The 24,532-nt window shown below is 38.2% G+C and carries 24 protein-coding genes; 20 read left to right on the top strand and 4 right to left on the bottom strand.

Features of this window, described 5'->3' with window-relative positions:
• Nucleotides 1–22: 22 nt before the first annotated feature.
• On the bottom strand, nt 23–907 hold the full coding sequence (locus HDE70_RS12920; RefSeq protein ID WP_183890562.1) for an Rpn family recombination-promoting nuclease/putative transposase: 885 nt from the start codon (nt 905–907) through the stop codon (nt 23–25).
• 209 nt (nt 908–1,116) lie between these two features.
• Between HDE70_RS12920 and HDE70_RS12915 the strand changes: the two genes are divergently transcribed.
• From HDE70_RS12915 to cobC, 5 genes are all read left to right on the top strand, one after another.
• Nucleotides 1,117–1,710, top strand: a complete 594-nt coding sequence (locus HDE70_RS12915) for a cob(I)yrinic acid a,c-diamide adenosyltransferase (protein WP_183866582.1) — start codon at nt 1,117–1,119, stop codon at nt 1,708–1,710.
• Between the two features lie 3 nt (nt 1,711–1,713).
• Entirely contained in the window at nt 1,714–2,220 is a 507-nt protein-coding gene (locus HDE70_RS12910; RefSeq protein WP_183866583.1) for a bifunctional adenosylcobinamide kinase/adenosylcobinamide-phosphate guanylyltransferase, read from the top strand.
• A gap of 70 nt (nt 2,221–2,290) precedes the next feature.
• Nucleotides 2,291–3,295 (top strand): nicotinate-nucleotide--dimethylbenzimidazole phosphoribosyltransferase, encoded by a 1,005-nt coding sequence (gene cobT, locus HDE70_RS12905; protein WP_183890560.1) that lies wholly within the window; start codon nt 2,291–2,293, stop codon nt 3,293–3,295.
• Nucleotides 3,295–4,092: an adenosylcobinamide-GDP ribazoletransferase gene (locus HDE70_RS12900; protein WP_183890558.1), complete on the top strand. Its 798-nt coding sequence runs from the start codon at nt 3,295–3,297 to the stop codon at nt 4,090–4,092. Before cobT ends, HDE70_RS12900 begins: the two co-directional genes overlap by 1 nt.
• Nucleotides 4,077–4,598, top strand: coding sequence for an alpha-ribazole phosphatase family protein (gene cobC / locus HDE70_RS12895; protein WP_183866586.1), 522 nt, complete (start codon nt 4,077–4,079; stop codon nt 4,596–4,598). The genes HDE70_RS12900 and cobC overlap by 16 nt, the downstream gene beginning before the upstream one ends.
• A gap of 396 nt (nt 4,599–4,994) precedes the next feature.
• On the opposite strand, the gene HDE70_RS12890 is transcribed toward cobC, so the two are convergent.
• Nucleotides 4,995–5,660: a DUF6266 family protein gene (locus HDE70_RS12890; RefSeq protein ID WP_183890556.1), complete on the bottom strand. Its 666-nt coding sequence runs from the start codon at nt 5,658–5,660 to the stop codon at nt 4,995–4,997.
• 586 nt (nt 5,661–6,246) lie between these two features.
• Here HDE70_RS12890 and HDE70_RS12885 point away from each other — a divergent pair.
• On the top strand, nt 6,247–7,059 hold the full coding sequence (locus tag HDE70_RS12885; protein ID WP_183866588.1) for a hypothetical protein: 813 nt from the start codon (nt 6,247–6,249) through the stop codon (nt 7,057–7,059).
• On the opposite strand, the gene HDE70_RS12880 is transcribed toward HDE70_RS12885, so the two are convergent.
• On the bottom strand, nt 7,046–8,266 hold the full coding sequence (locus HDE70_RS12880) for a dicarboxylate/amino acid:cation symporter (RefSeq protein ID WP_183866589.1): 1,221 nt from the start codon (nt 8,264–8,266) through the stop codon (nt 7,046–7,048). The two genes, HDE70_RS12885 and HDE70_RS12880, sit on opposite strands and share 14 nt — an antisense overlap.
• Nucleotides 8,267–8,464: 198 nt before the next feature.
• Between HDE70_RS12880 and HDE70_RS12875 the strand changes: the two genes are divergently transcribed.
• Both HDE70_RS12875 and HDE70_RS12870 read left to right on the top strand, forming a co-directional pair.
• The gene (locus HDE70_RS12875) at nt 8,465–9,883 is read left to right on the top strand and encodes a glycoside hydrolase family 125 protein (RefSeq protein ID WP_183866590.1); all 1,419 of its coding nucleotides are present in this window, start codon (nt 8,465–8,467) and stop codon (nt 9,881–9,883) included.
• A 144-nt stretch (nt 9,884–10,027) separates the two neighbouring features.
• Nucleotides 10,028–10,177, top strand: coding sequence for a hypothetical protein (locus tag HDE70_RS12870; protein WP_157287685.1), 150 nt, complete (start codon nt 10,028–10,030; stop codon nt 10,175–10,177).
• Between the two features lie 63 nt (nt 10,178–10,240).
• Here the strand turns inward: HDE70_RS12870 and HDE70_RS12865 are convergent, their stop codons facing one another.
• Nucleotides 10,241–10,966 (bottom strand): DUF4397 domain-containing protein, encoded by a 726-nt coding sequence (locus tag HDE70_RS12865; protein ID WP_183866591.1) that lies wholly within the window; start codon nt 10,964–10,966, stop codon nt 10,241–10,243.
• A gap of 96 nt (nt 10,967–11,062) precedes the next feature.
• Here HDE70_RS12865 and HDE70_RS12860 point away from each other — a divergent pair, with 96 nt between their 5' ends.
• The 12 genes from HDE70_RS12860 (at nt 11,063) to HDE70_RS12805 (ending at nt 24,452) form a co-directional block, all read left to right on the top strand.
• Nucleotides 11,063–11,245 carry a hypothetical protein gene (locus HDE70_RS12860; protein ID WP_183866592.1) on the top strand — a complete coding sequence of 61 codons (183 nt, stop codon included), beginning with the start codon at nt 11,063–11,065 and terminating at the stop codon, nt 11,243–11,245.
• Between the two features lie 10 nt (nt 11,246–11,255).
• Nucleotides 11,256–11,816, top strand: a complete 561-nt coding sequence (locus tag HDE70_RS12855) for an RNA polymerase sigma factor (RefSeq protein ID WP_183866593.1) — start codon at nt 11,256–11,258, stop codon at nt 11,814–11,816.
• A complete protein-coding gene (locus tag HDE70_RS12850) occupies nt 11,803–13,116 on the top strand; it encodes a hypothetical protein (protein ID WP_183890554.1) in 1,314 nt (437 codons plus the stop codon). Before HDE70_RS12855 ends, HDE70_RS12850 begins: the two co-directional genes overlap by 14 nt.
• Nucleotides 13,117–13,402: 286 nt before the next feature.
• Nucleotides 13,403–13,750, top strand: coding sequence for a helix-turn-helix domain-containing protein (locus tag HDE70_RS12845; RefSeq protein WP_183866595.1), 348 nt, complete (start codon nt 13,403–13,405; stop codon nt 13,748–13,750).
• A gap of 144 nt (nt 13,751–13,894) precedes the next feature.
• Nucleotides 13,895–14,512, top strand: coding sequence for a TetR/AcrR family transcriptional regulator (locus HDE70_RS12840; protein ID WP_183890552.1), 618 nt, complete (start codon nt 13,895–13,897; stop codon nt 14,510–14,512).
• Between the two features lie 267 nt (nt 14,513–14,779).
• Nucleotides 14,780–15,985, top strand: a complete 1,206-nt coding sequence (gene spt / locus HDE70_RS12835; RefSeq protein WP_183866597.1) for a serine palmitoyltransferase — start codon at nt 14,780–14,782, stop codon at nt 15,983–15,985.
• Between the two features lie 164 nt (nt 15,986–16,149).
• Nucleotides 16,150–17,139, top strand: coding sequence for an NAD-dependent epimerase/dehydratase family protein (locus HDE70_RS12830; protein WP_183890550.1), 990 nt, complete (start codon nt 16,150–16,152; stop codon nt 17,137–17,139).
• 254 nt (nt 17,140–17,393) lie between these two features.
• Entirely contained in the window at nt 17,394–19,976 is a 2,583-nt protein-coding gene (locus HDE70_RS12825) for a DUF5686 and carboxypeptidase-like regulatory domain-containing protein (RefSeq protein ID WP_260160413.1), read from the top strand.
• A gap of 27 nt (nt 19,977–20,003) precedes the next feature.
• The gene (locus HDE70_RS12820; protein ID WP_183866599.1) at nt 20,004–20,576 is read left to right on the top strand and encodes a DUF4833 domain-containing protein; all 573 of its coding nucleotides are present in this window, start codon (nt 20,004–20,006) and stop codon (nt 20,574–20,576) included.
• A gap of 25 nt (nt 20,577–20,601) precedes the next feature.
• Nucleotides 20,602–21,231, top strand: a complete 630-nt coding sequence (locus HDE70_RS12815) for a sterol desaturase family protein (protein ID WP_183866600.1) — start codon at nt 20,602–20,604, stop codon at nt 21,229–21,231.
• Between the two features lie 216 nt (nt 21,232–21,447).
• Nucleotides 21,448–23,847: an outer membrane beta-barrel protein gene (locus tag HDE70_RS12810; protein WP_183890548.1), complete on the top strand. Its 2,400-nt coding sequence runs from the start codon at nt 21,448–21,450 to the stop codon at nt 23,845–23,847.
• Nucleotides 23,848–23,954: 107 nt separating this feature from the next.
• Nucleotides 23,955–24,452 carry a hypothetical protein gene (locus HDE70_RS12805; protein ID WP_183866602.1) on the top strand — a complete coding sequence of 166 codons (498 nt, stop codon included), beginning with the start codon at nt 23,955–23,957 and terminating at the stop codon, nt 24,450–24,452.
• The last annotated feature ends 80 nt before the right edge of the window (nt 24,453–24,532 follow it).

Raw genomic sequence — 24,532 nt, 5'->3', positions numbered from 1 at the left:
GGTCATAGTATCCTTTTGCATTTTAAAGGCTTTCTATTTCTTCAATGGAGAGCGCAGTAAACCCGGCAATTTTAGCCAGCTCAAAATTCTCTTCTTTCATTTTTCTGGCGATGGCCAGCGCAGTTTCATGTTTCCCTTCTTCCTTTCCTTGTCCTAAGCCCTTTTCCATTCCTTCTTCTCTTCCTTTCTGTTCTGCATAGCCAAGACGGTACTGATCGTCTTCTTCCCGCTGTAAAATTGAGTCGTATACAAATTGTTGTTCTGGTGATAATTTGTCCATTTCAGCGATATTAAATATTTTTTCAAAAACACGTTTATCCAGATACTTAGGAACCTGATCCAGGCTGTGCATGTGTTTAAGCATATAAACCCATTTGTCCAGCTCAGTTTCCAGTTCATCTTCTTTCTTTCCAAATTTAGGCAGTTCCAAAAACTTAAATCCCAGTCCATTGTGGAATATTTTACCTGTACCTGTATTGACCAGTGAAATACTTTGTAAAAAATGGTTACTCAGGCAATTTTTCATGTTAAAATCCAGGATTCCAACCAGGAAAACTTCTTTCAGTTTAACTTCCCAGTTACGCTTTAGCTTTTGCTGATGAATCAGCCGGCTCAGGTAAAAAATGCAACGGTCCTCAAAATTATTATGCGCTGCCCGCTGCATCTCCACGATAAACTGCTCGCCCTTGTCTCCGGTACACAATAAATCGAAGCATGCCTTTTTATGCTCCCTGTCATCCCCGGCAAGCTCAGTTGGGTTGTAAACAATGTCGGTAATGTGTTTTTCTCCTTCAAACAAAGCGTTTAAAAAAGCAATCATGATCTCTTTGTTAGGTTCACCGCCAAAAAGATGTTTGAATCCAAAATCTGATAATGGATCAATGTATTTATTTGTACTCGCTGACATAATTCTTAATAATTTAAGGTAAGCTACGCTTGATTTGTATTTATAAGGTAATAAATATCTTTATTGTGAATAAATAGTTCAATAAAGTAGTTTTATTATTATAAGTAGACCAGATGAATATTGGGATGCTTTCTGGATTTTATTTGTTAAAATTGTGCTGCTGATCAGCCATGTAATTACCAGGATGGCTGACAACTAAAAATAAATTCATGAAGATATATACTAAAAAAGGAGATAAGGGAACCACCGGGCTTTTTGGAGGGAAACGGGTAGCTAAAGACGATGTACGTGTGGAATGTGTAGGAACACTCGATGAAGTAAATTCTACCATAGGTATGCTGCGGGTGAAACTCGGTACCGAACATGAATGGCAAGCTAACCTGCACAAAATTCAGAAAGATCTGATGGATATGATGTCACATCTGGCGCGCCCATCTGATGCAGCGAAAATCAATACCAACCCAATGCCTGCCGATGGGCCTGTATTTTGTGAAACATGGATCGATGAACTGGAAAATGCAATGACACATCCTTCAGATTATTTTATTCTGCCGGGAGGAAATGAGATTTCGGCACTTTGCCATATGGTCAGAACACAAATGCGAAGAGGCGAAAGAAGATTAGTCAGTCTGATTAAAACAGATGAAGTTGATGACTCTATCCCTGCTTATATCAATCGTTTGTCTGATTTGTTTTTCACGTTGTCGCGGGCAGAAATGGATAAGGCAGGTGTAGCAGAAGAGAAATGGCAACTGTTTCTTTATAAAAGGTTTAAGCATACTGACCCAGCCGTAAAGCCTTAATCTATGCTGGTTTTTATTACAGGAGGAGTGAGAAGCGGTAAAAGCGCTTATGCACAAAAGCGCGTGAAAGAACTTTGTTCCGATCCGGTATATGTGGCAACCGCTAAAATATGGGACGATGACTTTCAGGAACGGGTAAAGCGGCATCAGGATGACCGTGGACCAGAATGGACAAATTTCGAAGCTTACCGCGATTTACATCATTTACCCTTGCAAGGACGCCATGTTGTGATCGATTGTGTAACGTTATGGCTAACTAATTTCTTTATGGATCACAATAACGATATTGATCTTTCTCTGGCCGATTTCAAAAAGGAAATTGATCAGTTGCTTGAAATCCCTGGTACTTTCTTTATCATTTCTAATGAACTGGGTATGGGATTGCATGCGGAAACTCCGGTAGGACGTAAATTTGCTGACCTTCAGGGCTGGGCAAATCAATATGCAGCTGCAAAAGCTGACCAGGCCATATTTATGGTATCCGGACTTCCGTTGTTTTTAAAGCAATAATAGTTATATTGAATACCGTTTTAAATTTAAATGGCTTTTAAGGCAGAAATTATCAATCTGATAAGAATATATGATCACTGAAGATTTAAAAATATTAATAGATAACAAGACTAAGCCTCCGGGATCTTTGGGGGTATTGGAAGATCTTGCTTTGCAAATAGGAACAGTATTAGGAACAACGAGTCCACAATTAATTAAACCACATCTGGTTGTTTTTGCAGCAGATCATGGAATTGCCAAAGAGGGTGTAAGCGCTTTTCCGCAGGAAGTGACCCGGCAAATGGTGCTTAATTTTTTGAATGGGGGTGCTGCAATCAATGTTTTTTGTAAACAGCATGACATCCGGCTTCAGGTTGTTGATGCAGGAGTGAACTGTGATTTTGAAGATGGATTACCCCTGGGCGACGGAAAAATTGCTAGAGGAACTTCTTCCTTTTTACGCGGCCCGGCAATGACCACCTTTCAGGCAGAACTTTGTTTATTAAAAGGGGAAGCTGTAGTTGCAGAGATCGCTGCAAAAGGATGTAATGTGATCGGTTTCGGAGAGATGGGAATTGGCAATACTTCCAGTGCTGCGGTACTGATGAGTTTACTTTGTGATTTGCCGCTTTCAGATTGTATTGGCAGAGGTACAGGATTAAATGATGAACAGTTGCTTAAAAAACAGCAGATACTGGAACAGGCGGTTGCCAATTATAAAGGGGGCCATGATATTTTTAAATTGATGGCGCATTTTGGTGGATTTGAGTTATTGGAAATGACGGGAGCTATACTGGCCGCAGGAAAAAGAAAAATGATCATCATGGTGGATGGGTTCATTGCAACGGCAGCCTATCTTTGTGCTTATCGTATAGATCAAAGTATAAAAAAGAATGCTGTTTTCTGTCATGAATCTGAGGAAAAAGGACATCATTTATTATTAGCCTATCTGGGTGCAAAACCTTTATTAAGTCTTCACCTTCGTTTAGGAGAGGGAACTGGCTGTGCATTAGCCTATCCGCTGTTAAAAAGTGCAGTAAACTTTCTGAATGAGATGGCTAGTTTTCAAAGTGCGGCAGTTTCTAATAAATCCTGATGAACCGCGAACTGAAACTTTTTTTTACTGCCTTATCTTTTTATTCCAGGTTACCAGGGCCGGCTTATGTACATCAGGACAATGCGCATAATTTACCGGATTCGATCCGGTATTTGCCTATTGTAGGCTGGATCATTGGGTTGGTAAGTGCTGGTGTTTTTATTGGTGCAACTTACTTGTTTGGTGAAGCTGTAGCGGTTTTACTGGCCATGGTTGCTTCCATCTTGCTAACAGGAGCTTTTCATGAAGATGGTTTTGCGGATGTTTGTGATGGTTTTGGGGGTGGATGGGCAAAGGAGAAGATCCTGACCATTATGAAAGATAGCCGTTTAGGTACTTATGGTGTGGTCGGGTTGATTTTATTAATGGGACTTAAGTTCGCTGCTTTATTGCAGTTATTTACGGAGACCTTCATTGCTGCAAATGTGATTACGATTGCCGGACTATTTGTAGTTGCACATTCAGTAAGCAGATTTGCTGCTATCACATTGGTTTTTAATTATAATTATGCGCGTATTGAAGAAAGTAAAGCAAGTGGTGCGGTAGCTAAGGGGAGCGTGATCAACCTGGTGATTGCTGGTGTCTTTACGCTGATCCCATTGGCCGGATTAACGGTTTATCTGGCTCAGCCTGCTTTGTTATTGCTGGTAATTCCTGTTTTGCTTTTTAGTTTTTATCTGGGTGCTTATTTTAAGAAATGGATTGGTGGTTATACTGGTGATTGTTTGGGTGCAGTGCAGCAGCTTACTGAAGTGACAGTATACTTATCTTATATTTTGATATGGAAGTTTATCTGATCCGGCATACTACTCCGTTGATTGCAAAAGGATTGATTTATGGCCGCATGAATGTTCCGCTTGCTGCAAGTTTTACGGAGGAAAAGGATTTGGTGCTGCAACAAATTCCAGCTGATCTGGATAAGGTGTATTCGAGCCCGTCTTTCAGGTGCCAGTTACTTGCGGCTGAAATTTCTAAGGTTTATGTAGAGAGTGAAGCTTTGTATGAGTTAAATTTTGGGGATTGGGAAGGGGATACGTGGGATACGATAGACCGGGTTGAATGTGGAGTGTGGATGGAAGATTTCGTGAACCTGGCTCCGCCTAATGGGGAGACAATGGCTGAAATGGAACGCAGGGTTTTGTTATTTCTGAAGGAGGTGTTGTTACAGCCTTTTCAAAAGGTAGGGATAGTGACTCATGGTGGGGTAATCAGGATTATTTTAGCACATTACCGGGGTATAGCTTTAAAAGATTCTTTTAGTTTGAAAATTGGTATGGGAGAGGTGTTTAGGGTTCTGGTCTAAAGATAAAAAAATACAGAAACTAATGTTCGGCTAAACTCTACGCCGGAACGGCTCGAGTTTCATGCCTTCACATTTAGTCTCTGTATTTTTTTTCTTTCTCCAGGCTGGTTGTGGGTTATTGGTTAGGAGGAGAAAAAATTAGGAGAAAAAGTTGGGTGCATAAAGTTGTAGCAGAAATTTGGAAAAAATCAGGTGCATAAATTTGTTGCAGAAAATTGGGAAAAATCAGGTGCATAAAGTTGTAGCAGAAATTAGGAGAAAAAGTTGGGTGCATAAAGTTGTAGCAGAAAATTGGGAAAAATTAGGTGCAGGAAGTTGTAGCAGAAAATTGGAAAAAAATCAGGTGCAGAAATATGGGGCAATGGTATGCCATAGAGCAGCTAATGGAGCACGCAATTATATAAATTGATTTTCGAAGCTGCCGCAGTAGACACTTTTTGAAACCTCATCGCTCATGATATCTTTAAACACTATAAATACCTCGTAAGTCCTGCCTTTGGTTCTTATAGGGCTGGAGTCAAGGCATAAGGTATCTTTGAGTTCGTCTCTTCGCGCCCCACTATAATTGGCAAAGAAATGCTGGTATTCTTTGTTGTATAACAGGATCATAGTCCTGTCGTTTGGTGAGGCCTGGCCTGTTTTATCTTCGTCCCAGGTGAAATTAAAGGTGTTTTTTGATACTTTAACCACAACATTTTCTGGTTTGATCAGGTCTCCGTCTGCAACTAATATGGTATCCCAGTTAATCTCCTGCTCAGGAAATTCTCCTTTAATGGCATGTTTCATGTTGACGGATTTAGCGGCATTGTTTGCAGACAAATCCTGGTCTTTAACTTTTTGTTTGAAACCGACCTGAAGAAAAGGGTTAACCGCATTTAAAAATGAGCTTAATACCTTCATTTTATTGGATTGAGCTTGTTGTTTGACAGTTCTAACTGCCTTTTTACGGGGTTTTGCGGGTGTAGAACGTGCGCATACCTTACTCTTCCACGGATAAATTACCACTTTTCCGATTTTACCTCTGATACCTGCTAATACGGTGCCTTCCTGTATAATTGCCATAGTCTGTTTGGTTTATATTACAAGGTAGTTAAATTATTGATCAATAAGGTTATGAATAATATTTAAATGAAAAATAATTCACAGCTGATTAAGGCTTTGTTCGGTAACAGTTGAACAATGTTTGAAGCAGGTCTGAAAGGTGTCTGAATGATGTCTGAACAAGGTATAGCTACCACTCTTATAGTCAGTGGTTTAGGTGCAGCCTGTTTTGGTTGTTTTTCGGGGTTTAATTGTCTGTTTTTAAGCGGGGTTTTGAGACATCTGGCCCTAGTTTTTCAGGGGCTTTGTTCGTAATTTGCTTACGCCATCCAGATTAATTAAAGGCTGTTATTATTTTCTGTTACCGTTCTCTATTCGTTCTATTGCACACTAATACTCAATCGGCAGCTCTCAAAAACAATGAAATTCTGGATGGCATTTTTTAAAGCAGATTAGACGCTTGGTTATCTGGTTTTTAGTAAGTTTTATAAAAGTAAAAACTGATATATTGACACAATATGTACAATTAGCACCCTATTTATCGATATTTTGCTAAATTTGGGTTGCGCTTAATGGATACACCGGACGGGTAGCAATTTTATATTACATGGGATTATTCGATATTTTCAAAAAGACTGATACAGCAAAGGAGACGGAAACTGGGAAAACGGTTAAGAGTGAGTCAGTTGCTGGTGCAGGAAAACAAGAGGTACCTCAGGAGTATCTTGGAGATTTAGAAAAAACACAGATGCTGTCTGTACTTTTAGCTGTACCAATGGAGCATAGGGATGAGGAATGGGTGAGCCGCTTTTTAGCTGATCTGCCTCTGGCGAGTTTACGTTGCGGAACACCACAGGTGATAGCCGGGCCAGATGGGTTCCCTTATTTTCAATTATTTGTTCCTGAACCTGGTGAGGAATATCAATCTTTTTATATTGAGAGAATGATTACTGATTTTCTGCTGGAAAGGGGTTATGGTGTGGTTATTAATCCCGGGGAAGGGCAGCCTGATTGGGTGCTTTCTTATGGGGACCTTTTAAATTATAATCTGAATGGCAGTTTCTTTACGGCTGAAGACAGCCAGTTCAGTATGAGCAGTAATACGGAAGAGGTGGTTGCTGAAGGGGAAGAGATCATGGTAGGACAACCTGCGGAAACTATCCTTCCGGCAGAAACAAGAAAACTTTTGAAAGATTTCTTTGAGCTGAATGGTATTGAAGGCCCTAAAGTTTTATTAATGGCCCGCACGGTGGGTGAAGAATTAAAGCAGGATTTAGCATTCAATATCACCCCTGATCGTTTTGAGACAGAAACACACTATAGAAACATGATGCAAACCGTTACCTGGTATCTGCCAAGACACTATTCTGTAATTGGTTTACATGATGATAATATTGAAAATGGTTTTATGCCTTTGTAGTTAACCAATTTTTTCCCTCCGTAAAACGGGCAACTAACATGGCCGCTACGGTGTCGCCGGTAGAATTTAACAGGGTGGCCATCGGATCTACTAATGTTCCGATGATCATCGCCGGTGGTAAGGCTTCAGGGGGAAATCCGTAAGCGGAAATAAATAACAATTCACCTACGTAACCGCCATTCGGAATACCTCCTTCAACGATGCTGACCAGCACAGTCATGCCCAGGGCAATAGTGATCGTTTCTATATTATCAAAGCCCTTTCCGAACATCGCAAATACAACCGCCATTTTGATAATGGATGAAATACTTGATCCGTCTTTATGCAGGGTAGCTCCCAATGGGATAGTTACATTCGCGATGTAAGAGGGAATGCCTATTTTTTCTGCTGCCTCTAAATTAGCAGGTATATTTGCAATACTGCTGCATGTACCTATAGCGGTTGCGGATGGGATAATATTATTGTTCCAGTATTTTTTAATGCCTTTCATACCTCCGGCCACGAAGGCATAAAGGGTGAAAATGACCACAAAGTAGAAGGCTCCGGTTCCGTAGTAAAGCCCCAGGGATCTGGCGTAGGTACCAAATAGCTGAGGGCCGAAAACACCCACCTGGTAGGCAAAGTAAGCTCCAAGGCCTACAGGAGCCAGTTTCATGATAATAATAAATACATTTTTGAAAACTTCATTCCCTGCATTCAGGAAATTGGAAAAGGCTGCTCCGTATGCTCCTGAGCGTAAAGTTGCAAAACCGGTCAGCACAGAAAATATAATCATAGCCAGCATACTTTTCCTGGACAGAAGTTCGAAGAATTCGCTGGTGGTCAGCAATTGTGTAATCTGATCTCCAAATGGTTTTTTAACAATGGTTTCCGTTAAAGGGGTATTGGTCATGTGCTCATGAACAGGGAAAATCCTGACTGCTAAAATAGTTAAAGAGGCAGAAATCAGTACGGTGGATAAGAATACCAACACCATGACTGCCATCATTTTACTAAGTTTGTTCGTTTCTTTCAAACCACCAATAGCAGATGAAATAGAGAAGAAAACCAGGGGAATTACAGCGGTAAATAAAAGATTAAGGAATATTTCACCTATGGGTTTAAGTACTTTGACGCGGTCTCCAAATATTAAACCAGCCAGACTGCCGGCTATGATACCAGCTATCAGCCAGATTATCCCTTTATAACTCTTATAGAAGCTGTTCATAAGGCTAATATAGTTTTTATTGAGACAAAAGAACTATTAAAATACTAGACATTATATGGTGCTGGTACATATTATAAATACAAAGAGGCTCCGATATCTAAAAAAAATATATAATATTGGCAGATTGTTTGATGCCTTTAACCAGGAAACGGCTGTTCTGTCATTTTTACAGCCGTAAAGTTAATCTGATAGTAATTAATGGAAAGAAGATCATTTGTGCAGAAAGCCGGGCTTTTAACAGCGGCCCTGGTGTCGGGAAAGATGTTGTCATTTGCTGCTGATGCTGGGTTTCCAGTTGTAAGAAAACCAATAGAACTCCGTCGTTTTACGAGTAGAGCGGTTGAAAATGCCATTACTGAGTTTACTGATAAAGTGAAAAATAAAGAGCTGGCCTGGTTATTCAATAACTGTTTTCCAAATGCGCTGGACAACCTGGTTACTTATACCGAATTTAATGGAAAGCCGGATACATTTTTAAATACCGGAGATGCAGATGCGATGTGGCTGAGAGACAGCAGTGTCCATATGTGGACATACTTGCCGTTTTTAAAAAGGGATAAAGGCTTAAGGAACCTGGTGGGCGGAGTGATCAGCAGGCAGGTGTCTTATATTCTTAAAGATCCTTATGCCAGCTCTTTTTATAATGACCCGACAAAAGTGGGTTCTATGAAAGATGACCTGACTACAATGCTGCCAGGTGTGCATGAACGGAAATGGGAACTTGATTCACTTTGTTATCCTATCCGTTTATCTTACAGGTACTGGCAGCAGACCAAAGACACCAGTTTCTTTGATGCGAAATGGCAGGAGGCAATTAAAACTATTCTAAAGACTTTTAAAGAGCAGCAGCGTAAAGAAAATAGCGGGCCTTATCATTTTCAGCGCACCACTTTATGGGCAACTGATAGCTTACCGATGGAAGGCTTTGGTTACCCGGTAAAACCAGTGGGATTAATTTGTTCTGCTTTCCGCCCAAGTGAGGATGCGACTGTTTTCTCTTTCCTGGTTCCTTCGAATTTCTTTGCAGTAGTGAGTTTACGTCAGGCTGCTGAATTGTTCAGGGTAATTAAAGCGGATGAGTCAGTAGCGAAAGCTATGGAAGCGCTTGCACTGGAAGTCAGGCTCGCCCTGCAAAAATATGCGATTGTAGAGCATGCTACCTATGGGAAGGTTTATGCTTATGAAGTGAATGGCATGGGAAGCTACAACCTGATGGATGATGCGAATGTACCCAGTCTGCTGGCTTTACCTTATCTGGGTGCTTTATCTATGACAGACCCGGTGTACCTGAACACGAGAAAAATGGTGCATTCTGATGATAATCCGTTTTTTTATAAAGGGAGCCTGGCTGAAGGAGTAGGGAGTCCACGGGTTACCAAACATATGATCTGGCCAATGAGTATTATTGCCAGAGGATTGACCAGTACTGATGATGAAGAGATTAAACTTTGTCTGAAGATGCTGCAAAAATGTCATGGAGATACAGGTGTTTTACATGAATCTTTTGACCCGGATAATCCAAAACAGTTCACCGGTTCTCCCTATGCAAGAGCGAATAGCCTTTTTGCAGAGTTTTTATGGAAAACCTATCAGGAACGGCCTTATTTATTGGTTTAGCTTTTATAGGTTCTATATTGTCATCGAAATGAAATTATGAAGAATGCTTAACATTAACTTAACATTAGGTTGGCATATTTGTAAATGTTCTTACCGATACTCGCTGCCACGTTTTACTTATTTACATTTATAGCTGCTTTTAAAATGGAAACTCCTTTAAAAGGGTTGCTATTTATTCTTGCTGTTGCAGGGATCAGTGCTATACTTTATCTTTTTATTCTGTTTCCGGGTATATCTGGTGTCGCGGTGGCATTAATGCTTGGTGCGTTTATTTTGCGCCAGGGAAGCCGATAAAAAAAACCACCTGGCTTTTATAAAGCTCAGATGGTTTGAATAATATTGTATTAACTGCTGGTATTAAAATCTATGCAGACTTGAAGTGATGCTTAATTTCTTAGCAGGAAGCGTTGCCCCCAGTAAGCCTTTAGCATAGATAGTATAAAAGTTCCCGGCTGTGATTTCTACATCTGCCAGCGTAGCTGCAACTGCTTTAGTTGTCGTATTAACCACTGATACTTTGTATTTAGCCGGTTTGATATTTTTAAACACTGTAAATTCTTTATAGGCCCTGTTTTTGAATCCCGTTGTATCCCCTTCCAGTACCAGGTCATAAGCTGGCGAGTCTGAAGAAAGATTGATGAAACGTATTTTACCCTGACCTGCGGCAGGAGCAGTAAAATCATCTTTGATAACAAGGAAAGAAGAACTATCAGCTGTGTTCACCTTTTGACTGGTAATATAAAGCGAATGATACTGATTGGTAACCAGGTCAAAGTTTGCGCTGTAAAAAGCGGTTGTTGAACCTGGTTTTACTAAAGCGCCTAATTGTTTTCCTGAAGTCAGTGTAAAATAATTATAGCTTTTTCCAAAAGGTAAAGAGCCTGTAGTTATTCTTCTGTTATTCAGAATAAAGTCAACCGAATCATTAAGCGGTGAAGCATTGGTGATTGACAATGCGGAACGGTCCTGCTGAATATACGTGTCTTTTTTACAAGCATTAAAAGAAAGAACAGTACCGGCAATTGCAGTAAGTACTAAAGTCCTTTTGATGTTTTTCGAAAATAAAGTCAAATTAAATTTCATGTCTTAAATGTTTTGATAAGATTTATTATGTGTTTTTTGAAGGTAAAACGTAGCCGGAATGGATAACGCTACAACGTTTTTGGATAAATATTGAAAATGGAAGAAAAATCAGATATTTACACTTTTATTGAATGCGACTGTAGCGTTATGCCAGTGAGCTGCGTTTATGCTGTTAATCCGGCTTCTGTTAAATTAATGGAGATGGTTGCAAGTTGCTTTCAGGCAGCGTATAAAATAGATATATTGACTTATAAGATAGGTTTAGCGAAGCGTGGATAATAAAAATACAATGTTCCAGGAGATCATTGCGGGTCTTGCTGCGCGTGATGAGCGTATTCAAGAACGTATTTATGTCCACTACTGGGGTTATCTGATGGGTATATCAACACGTTATTTTAAGGATAGAAACGCCGCTAAAGAGGTGGTAAATGATAGTTTTATGAAGGCATTTAAAACCATGTATGACTTCAGGCATGACCACAACCTCCTGGATTTTCAGAAAACTTTTAAGGCCTGGCTGGCCAAAATAACTGTTCGTACTGCACTGGACAGAATCAGGGCCAGCAAGTCTGTGCTGAGTTATATAGATGAATATGAAGAAGGTACAGTGGGATATGTGGAAGTAGAGGAGCGGTTGTTTGCGGAAGATATTCTGAAGCTCCTGCACGGCCTTCCTGATTTACACCGCACTGTTTTCAACCTTTATGAGATCGAAGGTTTCAGCCACGATGAAATAGCTTCATTATTAACGATCCCGGTCAGCTCGAGCCGGACTTATCTTACCCGGGCAAAGCAAAAGTTGAGGGAACTTTATAAAAAAAGCATTGAAATTACTGATGGAATATCCTAAGAAAGAACTGATAAAGGAGATTGCTGATCTTTTCGAAGATTATCAGGAAACCTATGTGCCGGGAGAATGGGAGTCATTTTCGAAGGTTAAAAAGAAAAAGTATCCATTTTTAGCAAACTGGGTAAGAATCGCAGCTGTATTTGTGTTGATGGGCTTTATATTGGCTTTTGCATTCAATCAATTCTTTCACCAGGAAAAGGCCCCTGAAATAGCAGTGATCAAACCAACTGTTTCAAAGGGATCTGAGCAGATGGCTGCCGGTTCTGAAAGTAAGACTTCAAAAGGCACGGATCAAAGTATTAAACCTGGCCAGCCGGTGTTAACTGTTCAGTCTGAAAACCGGACTGCTTTAAACCACAGCAAGCCTTCGGGGATGTTTAAAAAAGGGGAGATTATTGAACCTCTTAATTCTTCTGAAGTTACTGCACAACAAGCCACTGCTGCTGTTATCACTGAAAAAATACAGCCTGTACAGCAACCGCAGGAATTAAGTTCACAGCAGAAAAAAACGGCAGAGCAATATGCGCAAAAGCAGGCGCAGCCTTTAGTCGTTCCCGGCGTAAGTGCTAAAGATACAACCAGCCGCAATGCGCATGAAAAGCTGACTACAGCAGAGTTTTTGCTGGCTGAATCAAGAAAGACAAATAAGCCTTTAAAAACGAAAACACAGCAAGGGTCTGACTGGGACTTTGGACTACAGGTGATGCCTGCTGCAACCAGTGACCGGATGAATGTTGGAGGAGGAGTGACTACTGCTTACCGGATTTCTGATAAGTTCTCTTTAAGCTCAGGAATTTCATACCTACAGATGCAGGCAGCAGGAGAAATTTCCGGGCAGGGAAATAGTGGGGCAGGTGTCAGTACTTTTGCTGATAAAAAACTGGTCGGTGTAGATGCGAACCTGAAAGCGATTGATATTCCAATTGCGCTGGTTTATAAATTGAATAAGAATTTTTACACGAGTGCAGGTGTTTCGTTTTTTAGTGTACTCAGCGAAAAAAGAAACAATACATTTGAGCAGACTGCCCAGGTAGATATGAATGGTTATGACTTTCAAACCGGTGGCCCTTCTACTTTTAAGGCGGTATCAGTTGAGCATGTGGAAGAACCTACTGTAGAAAGACATCTGAAGGGAAACAGTTATCTGGGGTATTTTAACTTTTCTGTGGGACGTCAGCAAAATATTTTCAATAAATACAAAGTACGCATAGAGCCGTTTATTAAAATACCTGTTGGGAAGCTTTCTTCAGAGGATTTAAATTTAACAAATAGTGGTATCAAATTTCAACTGTCATTTTGATAATTTTCAGATTTATTCATTTTATGGCCTGATGTTTGACGCGTAAGGGGCAATACATTTGTCTGTCTGAATTTCTAATTGTTAAAGCAATATATTTTGCTTGTCAGTCAGCTCTTTTAAGAAATTTGCGAAAATCATTCTCTTTTTTCTGCGAAATGTATTTATTTATCATTATTTGTAATACACTATAATGTTTTAGCTTAAAAAATCACTTCATAATGTAAAAATTATGTTAAATAATTTATAATTTTATTTTTCAAAACAACTCACAAATAAATATAATACAATGAAAACACTGGGACAGAAATTCAAAATTCTCCGTCAAAAAAGAGGTCTTAACCAAAAAACTATGGCCGAGTTATTAAAGGTCTCTATTCCTGCATATTCAAAATTGGAAACAGGTATTACTGATCCAAACTTTAGCAGGATTCATCAGATCGCGAAAGTACATGGTTTGGATATCAGACAATTGCTTAATACCGGAGAGGATGATAAAAGCGAGGTAGGAGAAGAAAATGAACGCTTAAAGCAAAAGGTAACTGAATTAGAGACAAGTGTGATCCGTTTGCAGAGTAAACTGATTGATCTTTATGATAAAGAAGATCTTCGTGCTAAACCCGGGCAATCGAAATAAGATAAAAATCTTATAACCATTTTTAATTTAATATCATTATCATTTCAATGTCGGATTTGATAGGGAAAGATTGCGGAATGAAATATTTACAATACTTTTGGACCATAATTGAATTTCGGTCTAATTATTTATTAGCAGTTTTGAATGGAAAAGGATGAGATTGTAATAGAGGAGATATTATCAGGGGCAAAGAAGTTATTCGGAAAACATGGATTGAAAAAAACAACCATGGAAGAGATAGCGACTGCGGCTGGTAAAGGAAAGAGTACGCTCTATTATTATTTTCCAAGCAAAATTGAGATTTTCGAGGCAGTTGTTGAAGATGAAATGAAAAATGTAGTGAAGCGGATACGCGAAGCTGTCAACGTTTCATTAACTGCCAAAGAAAAACTAAAGGCTTATTTACAAGCACAAATTACCTCTATAATAGGTTTTCATAGCTTTAGAGAGGTACTGTTTGATGATATTGTTGATAGCATGAGAATGCTGATTTGTATTAAATCCAGATACGAACAGATTCAGATAGATATGATTACGGAAATCCTCCTTGGAGGCAGCCAGTCTGGCGAATTTAAAGAAATGACACTGGAGAGGATGAATAAGATTTCTTTTGTGATGGTCACGGTTTTTCGCGGGCTGCATTTCCCTTTATCCATAGAACTTTCTGAACAGCAGACACATGAATACTTTGATGAAATGATCGATATGCTAATTACAGGGATAGGCAGGGATACTTTAAAAAAGAAAACAGAGAGCGATTAATCTGAAGGGTATTTCTTGTTTAAACGGGAAATATAAAGAAGATTTAAACAATAAAATAGGATATAAAAGGTGGAATTATTTATTTGACAATAATATTATAGACTAAAATACGGTTATGGTCTAAGAATAATTTACTTTTGTCTATCTTAAAATTAACATATTTTTAATATATTAGATCATGTTTCATTGCGGTATTTTTTGTATTAGGCTGTATATGAATAAAATAAATTATGAATCTATCTGAAGTAAACATTATACAATTCAGGCATGCGTAAAAAATTGGGCGATAGGATTGCAGCATTTAAAGATGCAAATGCAATTAAGGAAAAAGGATTATACCCTTATTTCAGATCGATAGAGTCGGCACAAGACACTGAGGTCATCATTGAAGGGAAAAAAGTTTTGATGTTTGGATCAAATTCTTATCTGGGGTTAACCAACCATCCGAAGATTAAAGAAGCTGCAAAACTTGCTGTTGATAAATACGGAACTGGTTGTGCCGGATCAAGATTTTTGAACGGAACTCTTGATATCCATTTAGAATTGGAAAGAAGACTTGCGGCTTACGTAGGTAAAGAGGCTGCGGTATTGTTCAGTACAGGATTCCAGGTTAACCTTGGGGTTATTTCGTGCTTGCTTGAAAGAAACGATTACTTGATTCTTGATGAATATGATCACGCTTCTATCATTGATGGTAGCCGTCTGTCATTTTCACGTACCATCAAATATGCACACAACGATATGGAAGATCTGCGTAAGAAATTAAGCAGATTACCAGAAGATTCAGCAAAACTGATCGTTGCAGATGGTATTTTCAGTATGGAGGGGGATATTGTTAAACTTCCGGAGATTGTACAGCTTGCCGATGAATTCGGAGCGAACATTATGATGGATGACGCGCATAGTCTTGGCGTTATCGGCTTTAACGGTTCAGGAGTGGCTTCTCACTTTAACCTGACCAATGATGTAGATCTGATCATGGGTACTTTCAGTAAATCATTTGCTTCGTTAGGTGGATTTATTGCAGGAACAGAAGAAACAATAGAATACATTAAACACAGAGCTCGCTCATTGATGTTTAGTGCAAGCATGACTCCTTCAGCTGTGGCAAGTGTAATTGCAGCATTGGATATTATAGAATCAGAACCGGAACGTATTGATAAACTTTGGGATAACACGAACTATGCAAAAAAACTACTTTTAGATGCGGGATTTGATATCGGTCATACAGATAGTCCAATCATACCTGTTTATATCAGAGATAACGATAAAACTTTCCTGATCACCAATATTCTGCACAGGAACGGGATATTTGTTAACCCTGTTGTTTCACCTGCTGTGCCTTCAGATTCATCTCTGATCAGATTCTCTCTGATGGCTACGCATACCTTTGCTCAGATTGAGGAAGCGGTAGATAAACTTTATGCTGCTTTTAAAGAGGTTCAGCTAACCCCGGTAAAGGTTAGTATCTAGGTTATGAAACAGAGCGTTGCCCGTAATGGCAAAAAGGATTTTAGTTGTGTTCCTGACTTATTTATAACTCAGGAACATATGCTTAGCTCCGGACTGCATTCCTTTGGGGGACAATCGTTAAAAAACGGTCTTACTTATTATTCGCAGTTATTTGAAAAAGCGATATGAAAAAGCGTGTATTGATAACTGGGGCAAGTGGTTTCGTTGGATTCCATTTGATTGCAGCAGCTATAGCCTCTGATTTAGAGGTTTTTGCAGCGGTAAGACCGACTAGTAATATTAAACATCTTCAGGAATTTGATATTCAGTATACGCATCCTGATTTCAGTGACATCAATTCGCTTCAAAAAGAGTTAGAAGAAAAACAGTACAGTTATATCATACATGCTTCTGGTATCACCAAGGCTAAAACCCAGGAAGAATACAATACTGTTAATGCAGTATATACTCAAAATCTTGCTTTAGCAGCCGTAGCAGCAGCTATTAACCTGGAGAAATTCATCTTTGTAAGCAGTCTTGCAGCACTTGGACCTTTAACGGATCTGTCTGGCCTGATTGAAGATAATTCTCCGGCCCATCCTGTAACTAATTATGGTGCAAGTAAGCTATTGGCGGAACAGTACCTGGAAGAGATTAAGGGATTGCCGCTTCTGGTTATACGCCCGACAGCAGTTTACGGCCCAAGAGAAAAGGATATTTTTATCTTATTGCAGACCATAAATAAAGGGCTGGAGCCACATATCGGTAGTTTTAAACAGCAGATCAGTTTCATCTATGTGAAAGACCTTGCCAGAATTATTATAGAAGCCCTGTTCTCGGATGTAACAAACAAACAGTATAATGTGTCTGATGGTGGTATTTATGACCGGTACGCTTTAGCGGAAGGAGTAAAGAAAGCATTGCAGAAAAAAACATGGAAGTTTCATCTGCCTGTTCCGGCAGTTGCTGCACTGGCAGCGGTGATGGAACGGATTTATAAAAACTCTGCGGACGCACCTGCATTGAATAAAGAAAAAATGAATGAGCTGACTGCCATTAACTGGGCATGCAGTATTGAAAGGCTCCAAAAAGATTTTGGGTTTAAACCTGTTTATAATCTGGAAAAAGGATTAGTGGAAACAGTAAATTGGTACAAGAATAATAAATGGCTGTAAATAGCTGCGATCTCTGAAATTTAATATTAGTTTTAAATTGTTATTTGTTGATATGAAGGTGTTTGTAGGATATAAAATGGATCTTTTTTTTGCTCTGATTATTGACTTTTTTACTGCATTAGTCCGTCCGCAGGTATTTTTTTTGAAATTTGCTCTTATATAGTTATGAATCCATCATGAGTTTACAACTACCAAAATATGATAAATACAAACTCATGATAGCTTCATTACCGCTAAAAAAAAATGATAACCCAATGAAAAATCACGTAAAAAAAATCATATTGATCTGTGCTTTAGTGATGCCATTTTTTGCATTTAAATCTGCGGCTCAGCAACCTGCTCCTGTTTCACGTACAGTGATTACAGGGACAGTATCTGATGCAGTCGATAAAGATCCGGTTCCTTATGCGACAGTTCTGTTTAAAGGGACAGGAATCATCACTAAAACGGATGTGGACGGTAAGTATACCATTTCAACAAGCGAAACGCACACGGAGCTGCAAATTAGTTATGTAGGTTATAAAACATCTTACATAACTGTGAAGCCAGGAGAGACACAAATGGTTAATGTTAAGCTGCAATCAGAATCTCAAAAACTGACAGAGGTTGTAATCAGTTCTAACAAAAGACCTGCTTACAGAAATAAGAATAACCCTGCGGTGGAGCTGATCAGGAAAGTAATTGAAAATAAAGCAAAAAACCAGAATAAGAACTATGACCATGTAGAATATCAGCAATATGAACAAATGCTGTTTTCTCTAAGTAATCTGTCTGAGAAATTCCAGAACAAACGTATTTTCAAGAACTATCAGTTTCTTTTTGAAAAACAGGATTCTACCAAGATTGGTGGTAAACTAACGCTTCCGGTTTTTATGGAGGAGAAGGTGTCACAGATCTATTTACAGAAATCTCCGGATAAGAAAAAGACAATCATCACTGGTGACAAACACGTGAATTATGATAGTAAATTTATTGACACCGAAGGACTGAGTAAGTATTTTGAAAGGATGTATGCGGATATTAATATTTATGATAGTAATATTTCTATAGTCAGTAACCAGTTTTTAAGTCCGATTGCTGATTCAGCACCTACTTTCTATAAGTTTTTTATTACTGATACTATAAAAACACACAGTCCTCAGCTGATTGAGCTTTCTTTTATTCCAAGAAATAATTCGGATCTTTTATTTGAAGGTAAGATATACATTACAATGGATGGCAATTATGCTGTTCAGGATGCGTTTCTGACTGTCAATAAAAACATCAATCTTAACTTTGTAAGAGCATTGGAGGCCAAGCTTGATTTTGATAAAAATCCGGACGGCAGATACCATTTGTCCAAAACAAATCTGGTTATTGATTTTGGTATCAATAAAAATAAAGGCGGAGGTTTTACCGGACAGCGTACGGTTAAGTTTAACAATTACAAGATTAATAACCCTCAGCCGGACAGTGTTTACAGAGGTGCAGCATTGGTCGTTAATGCACAGGCTGGACTACGTTCAGAACAGTTCTGGGATAGCCAGAGACAGAATGATACGCTGATAAGTAATAATCTGAAAATCTATAAGAATATTGATACTTTACAAACAATCCCATCTTTTAAAAGAACGATGGACATTGTTACCTTATTCTTTGCAGGGTATAAAGATTTCGGGCCATTTGAAATGGGACCGGTCAATACGTTTTACAGTTTCAATAATGTAGAGGGTTTCCGTTTACGTCTGGGTGGCCGTACCACTCCTGCATTAAGTAAGAGATATTATTTTGAGACTTATACTGCATATGGCTTTAAAGATGAGAAGTGGAAGTATTTCTTAAGCGGAACTTATTCTATAAACAATAAGTCAATTTATGCCTTCCCTCAGAACTTTGTTCGTGCAAGTTTCCAGCGGGATACAAAAATTCCGGGTCAGGAACTCCAGTTTGTACAGGAAGATAACTTCTTGCTGTCTTTCAAACGTGGTGAAAATAATATGATGACTTATAATGATATTTATAAGATTGACTATACAAAGGAATTTGAAAACCATTTTTCTTATGGATTGAGTTTCCGTAAATGGACACAAAGACCAGCCGGATCATTAGGTTTTAATAGCTTTAATGCTGACAATGTGATCACGCCTGTTGATAAAATCAATACGACCGAGCTGACTGTAAATTTACGTTATGCTCCTTATGAAAAGTTTTACCAGGGAAAAGTATACAGAACGCCAATTATTGACAAGTATCCTATTTTCAATCTGCGTTATACAGCGGGTTTGAAAGGTGTACTTGGAGGTCAGTATAATTACCACAATTTTGTGGCCAGTATAGATAAAAGATTCTATCTGTCTCAATTTGGGTATACTGATGTAACTGTAGAGGGTGGATATATTCTTGGAAAGGTTCCTTTTCCTTTATTGACTATCCACAGGGCCAATCAGACCTATGCTTATCAGTTGATGTCATACAATTTAATGAACTTCCTTGAATTTGTCAGTGATCATTATGCAAGTATCATGATCGATCATAATTTCAATGGGTTCTTCTTTAATAAAATACCATTGCTTAAAAAGTTGAAATTCAGAGAACTGGTTTCATTTAAGGCGCTGTATGGCGGATTAAGGAATGAAAATAATCCAAATATGAATCCATCACTATTCCAGTTCCCTAAAAATGAACAGGGCGTAGCGACAACCAATGCTTTAAGCAGCACCCCTTATATTGAGGGTAGTGTAGGTGTGGGTAATATCTTTAAATTATTGCGTGTGGATATGGTGAGAAGGTTTAATTACCTGGATAATCCTGGTGTATCTGAGTGGGGTATCCGTGCGAGAGTTAAATTCGATTTTTAAAAAAAGAAATAGTCAAATATATTTATCATGAAAGTATTATCGTTCCGTTTGTTTTTTTTGTCAGCAGCAATAGCTTTAGGTAGCTTTGCTACTGCTTTTTCACAAACTCAGGATCAAAGTAACCCTTCGCCGTTGAAATTTCCGGTGCCCAAAGGAATCAGCAATCAGCTGTTTTATTTGCAGCGGGACCCAAATACCAATACGATTATCTGTGAATTAAATACTGATGCTAAAGGACAGGTTAATAAAGATGAACCCATTCTTGTTTACTGGATCCGCTATGATGAAAATAGCGAGAAAAAAGAATTAGGTTACGTTCAACGCAAATTTGCTTACGGCATAAATTCCAAAGCAATTGGTAAAGATCAGTATGAATTACGTTTTGTTTCCCATAAGAAATTACCGATGTATCTGGTGAAATCTGAGGAAGATAAAAAATATCATGTTTATGTGACAGTTAATAACAAGAAAATACAAATAGAACGCATATTTTTGCGAATAGAAGGTGGATCGTTCTGGTTACCTAATGTGAAGTATGTTGAGATCAAAGGTGTAAATACTTCCAATAACGCGGTTATTACTGAACGAATCAAAATTTAATAATAGTACCCTTAATTATATTGCCATGAAGAAAAATTTTATTTCGAATTCTTCTGAATCTATCAGAATGTTCAAAAGCGGATTTTTAGAGAGTTTGTCAAAAGTTCATTTTTACGTGCCCCTTATTGTTTATATTCCGGTTATCGGCTATCTCTGCTGGCTTGCTTTTACTGAAACACATATGAATTTTTTCAGCTTTATCGGATGGGTGGCTATGGGGCTGTTTATCTGGACTATTGCTGAGTATATTCTGCACCGTTATATTTTTCACTTTTATCCTAAGTCTAAAATAGGAAAGCGGATACATTTTATTTTTCATGGTGTGCACCATGATTATCCAAATGACAGCAAACGCCTGGTAATGCCTCCTTCTGCCAGTATTCCTATGGCGCTGGCACTCTACTACTTATTTTTATACGTGCTACCTGCGGGGACTATAAATGCTTTTTTTGCAGGTTTCTTAGTTGGGTACCTGGTTTATGATATGGCGCACTATGCTTTACACCATGCTAATTTTAAAAACCCATTCTGGAAGAAACTGAAACAACACCATATGTTACACCATTATTCTGATTCTACTAAAGGTTATGGGGTGAGCTCTGCGTTGTGGGATAAAGTTTTAGGTTCGGATTTTGATAAAAAAGTAAATACCTAGTATAGCTGATTTAAAAGCCGGATTTTCAAAAGTCCCGCTGGTAAGAAATTGCCAGCGGGACTTTTTTTGTATAAGCAGGTTATTTTGATTTAATATTTTGCTTTTAGTATCATTAAATATGATACTAAAAGCAAAATATATATCTGGTTTTTAAAAGAAATTTCATTTATGTATTGTTATATTGGGATTTTAATTATTTGAATTCCTATTTGGTTTATGTTGAAATGGTGTTTTTCGCTACTCCTGCTTTTTTTGCTGCTGTTAACGGTCAGGTCAAATGCCCAGGTTTCTAAAACAGATTCAAGTGGTGTCAATTTAAAGGAAGTCAATATTGTCCGTAAACGGCAGCCTGTAGTCATCAAAAAAGATACGGTTGAATATGACGCGGCGTTTTATGGAGTGGATTCCAGCTTAATGGTAGAGGAATTACTCAAACGTATGCCTGGCATGGAAATCGAACAGGATGGTAGTTTAAAACATGAAAATAAAGAAGTCTATAAATTAAGGGTGAATGGTAAGGACTTTTTTACCGGAAATGTGAAGGAGTTTATCCGTAGGCTTCCAGTTGGGATAGTCGCCAAGATCCAGATAATTGATGATTATGGTGATCATGCTGTTTTTACCGGGATCAAAACGAAGAATCCGCAGAAGATGATCAATATTGTAACTAAAAACGGTATTAACAGCGGTAAGTTCGCAGGTGCAGGAATAAATGCAGGTAATAATTCAAAGGCCGGACTGGATGTGGCCGGGAATTACTGGCTGGATGAGAAACAGATTTCCTTTAATACCAATTTAAGTTATGCAAAAAATACGCTTGGCGTAGATAATTCAAGTAATTTTAGTACGGTTTATAATGATAAAATCAGTGATAAAATTAAAATTACTTCAAATTACAGATTTGATCAAAGAGGTAATAATTCCAGTAACAGCTCATTTATAAAAACCATTACTCCATTGGGTGAGGTCCTTAATTCCAGTATTGATAAAACTGGAAACAAAGCAGCGCAGCAGCTGATAAATTCTTCCTTAATTTATAGTCCCGGCGAAGCAACGGAAATACGGATCTCTCCGTCATTGTCTTTTTCTGATTCGCATTTGAATACAGATAAAGTGAGTCATCAGACCGGGATAATTAATCAGGATCTGAGTGCTGATGCCAGGTCTGCTCATAATTCCAGGGCTTACCAGGCTGATTTTTCTATTGACCATCGTTTTAAAAAGGAGGGCAGGTCATTGTCTTTACAGGGATCGGTACAAAGGAATCAGGATAAACAAGCAAATCAAGTATTAAATACAATAAGGGATTATCTTTTTCCTGGCGATGCAGGCAGAGATTCTGTAGTTAATTTATTAATTAATGAAAACTCAGTCGAGAAAAAAGGAACGTTAAGTCTGGATTTTAGGGAACCTTTAACTGAGCGCAGCAGCTTACAGTTTAATTTTTCAAATGAATGGTCAAACCTGAATGCAGATTTTAAAACCGGAAAAATTGATGCTGATCAAACGATGGTCAGCCTGGACTCGCTGAGTAATCACAGTATGGTCAAAAGAAATATTCAGAATTATAGCTTGAGCTATAATTATACGGGCAACAAAATGGACTTTGTTGCGGGTATAAATTTAAACCGTAACCTGCTGGAAAATCAACAGGAAAAAATAGAAAAGCGCCTGTCTGCTAAATTTAACCAGGTTTACCCTACAGCTAGTTTTAATTACTTATTTAATAGTAGAAACTCGATTAAATATACCTACACAGGGCAGGGGACATCTCCTGCTATAATGCAATTGCAACTCAATACAGATGATACGGACATTCAGAACAGAATTGTTGGTAATCCAGCTTTAAAGCCTTCATTTGAGCATACCAATGAACTGGTTTTTAGAAGTCAGTTTAAAAATAACCGTTCTTTTTTGATGGCAGTAAGTTATACGATCAGGCGGAATATGATTAGTTTAAACAAAACTATTGCTACAGATCCTGCTGGTATAACCAAACAACAAACCAGTTATGTCAATTTAAATGGATCTTATTCTGTGACACCAAATTATTCCTATACTATCCCGTTGAAATTAGCAGGTTTACCTGCACGGATAGGAGTCAACGGGCAGCTGAATTATAGTAATTTAGTTACGCTTGCACAGGGGCAGCTTAACAGCAATAAGATACTGACCATTACCCAGTCGGTGAGTGGTAATATAGATGCGAAGCAATTTAGTGTACAGGCAGGTGCTGCATTCTCTAATACTTCCAATCAATTCGCTCTGTTCGCCGGTCAAAATCTGAATGTCCGGACAATGCAGTTTAATCTGTCGGGTGAGGCATCTTTCTTTAAGCAGTATAAGGCAAATGTTAATGCTTTGAAAAGAGTTAATGCCGGATATACGGATATTAGTCCTGGAAATCCACTGCTCATTAACCTGGGTTTAGAAAGAAAGTTGTTCCACAATAACCAGGGGACGATTGGGCTGCAAATCTCTGATTTACTGAATCAAAATAACAATGCTGTAAGATCGTTTGCCGGCAACTCTATTATTGATGAGAAATCTGTAATGATTACCCGCTATTTTATATTTTCACTTCATTATAACCTGAGTAACTTTGCTAAAAAGTAATCTTAAAAGTTTTTTAATTTGATTATAGGTTATTATTTTGTAATCTTATAGTGTATTTACGGGTGTTCTGTAAGTTTAATAATTATTTTAAAATAAAATTATATCACATGAAAAAAATCTTATTTATTTTTGTTGCATTTGTTTGCGTAACACTTTTTAGCCGTTCAGCTAAAGCTCAGGGTAATTATAGTATAGTACTTTATGAGGAAAATCATGAAACCACTGGTAATCTTTATGTGAGTGGAACTTTTGGTAGTGGACCGACTGTTAAAAAAGATAAAAACTCTTATTACAATGCAGGCATCGGATTTCATGCTAATTTGAAGAAATACAAGGTTTACGAATTTGTAACTAATTCATCTTCACTAAATGACAGAGCGAGATCTGCCAAAATTTATTCAGATGGCCCTGTTACATTTACAGTTTATGATAGTCCTGATGCTAAAACAAATGATGATTACACAGTTATTCGTGTTAAAACAGCAGCTAATGGCGTGTATATTTCCTCATTTGAGAACAATTATGAAGACGATAATTTAAAGGTTACTTATTATCGTAAAAATGGACTGGACGGAAAAGTGTCTTCATTGATTATTACGCAATAAAATAAGCGTACGGAACGAAATTGCCTGATGTTAATTTTTGATTACTTATGCGTGTTTTTATTGTTTTAAAGATCTTTTTT

Origin of the sequence: Pedobacter cryoconitis (assembly GCF_014200595.1) — a bacterium.
GTDB lineage: Bacteria > Bacteroidota > Bacteroidia > Sphingobacteriales > Sphingobacteriaceae > Pedobacter > Pedobacter cryoconitis_C.
The sequence above is the reverse complement of the archived record's forward strand: the minus strand, read 5'-3'. Positions and strand labels throughout refer to the sequence as shown.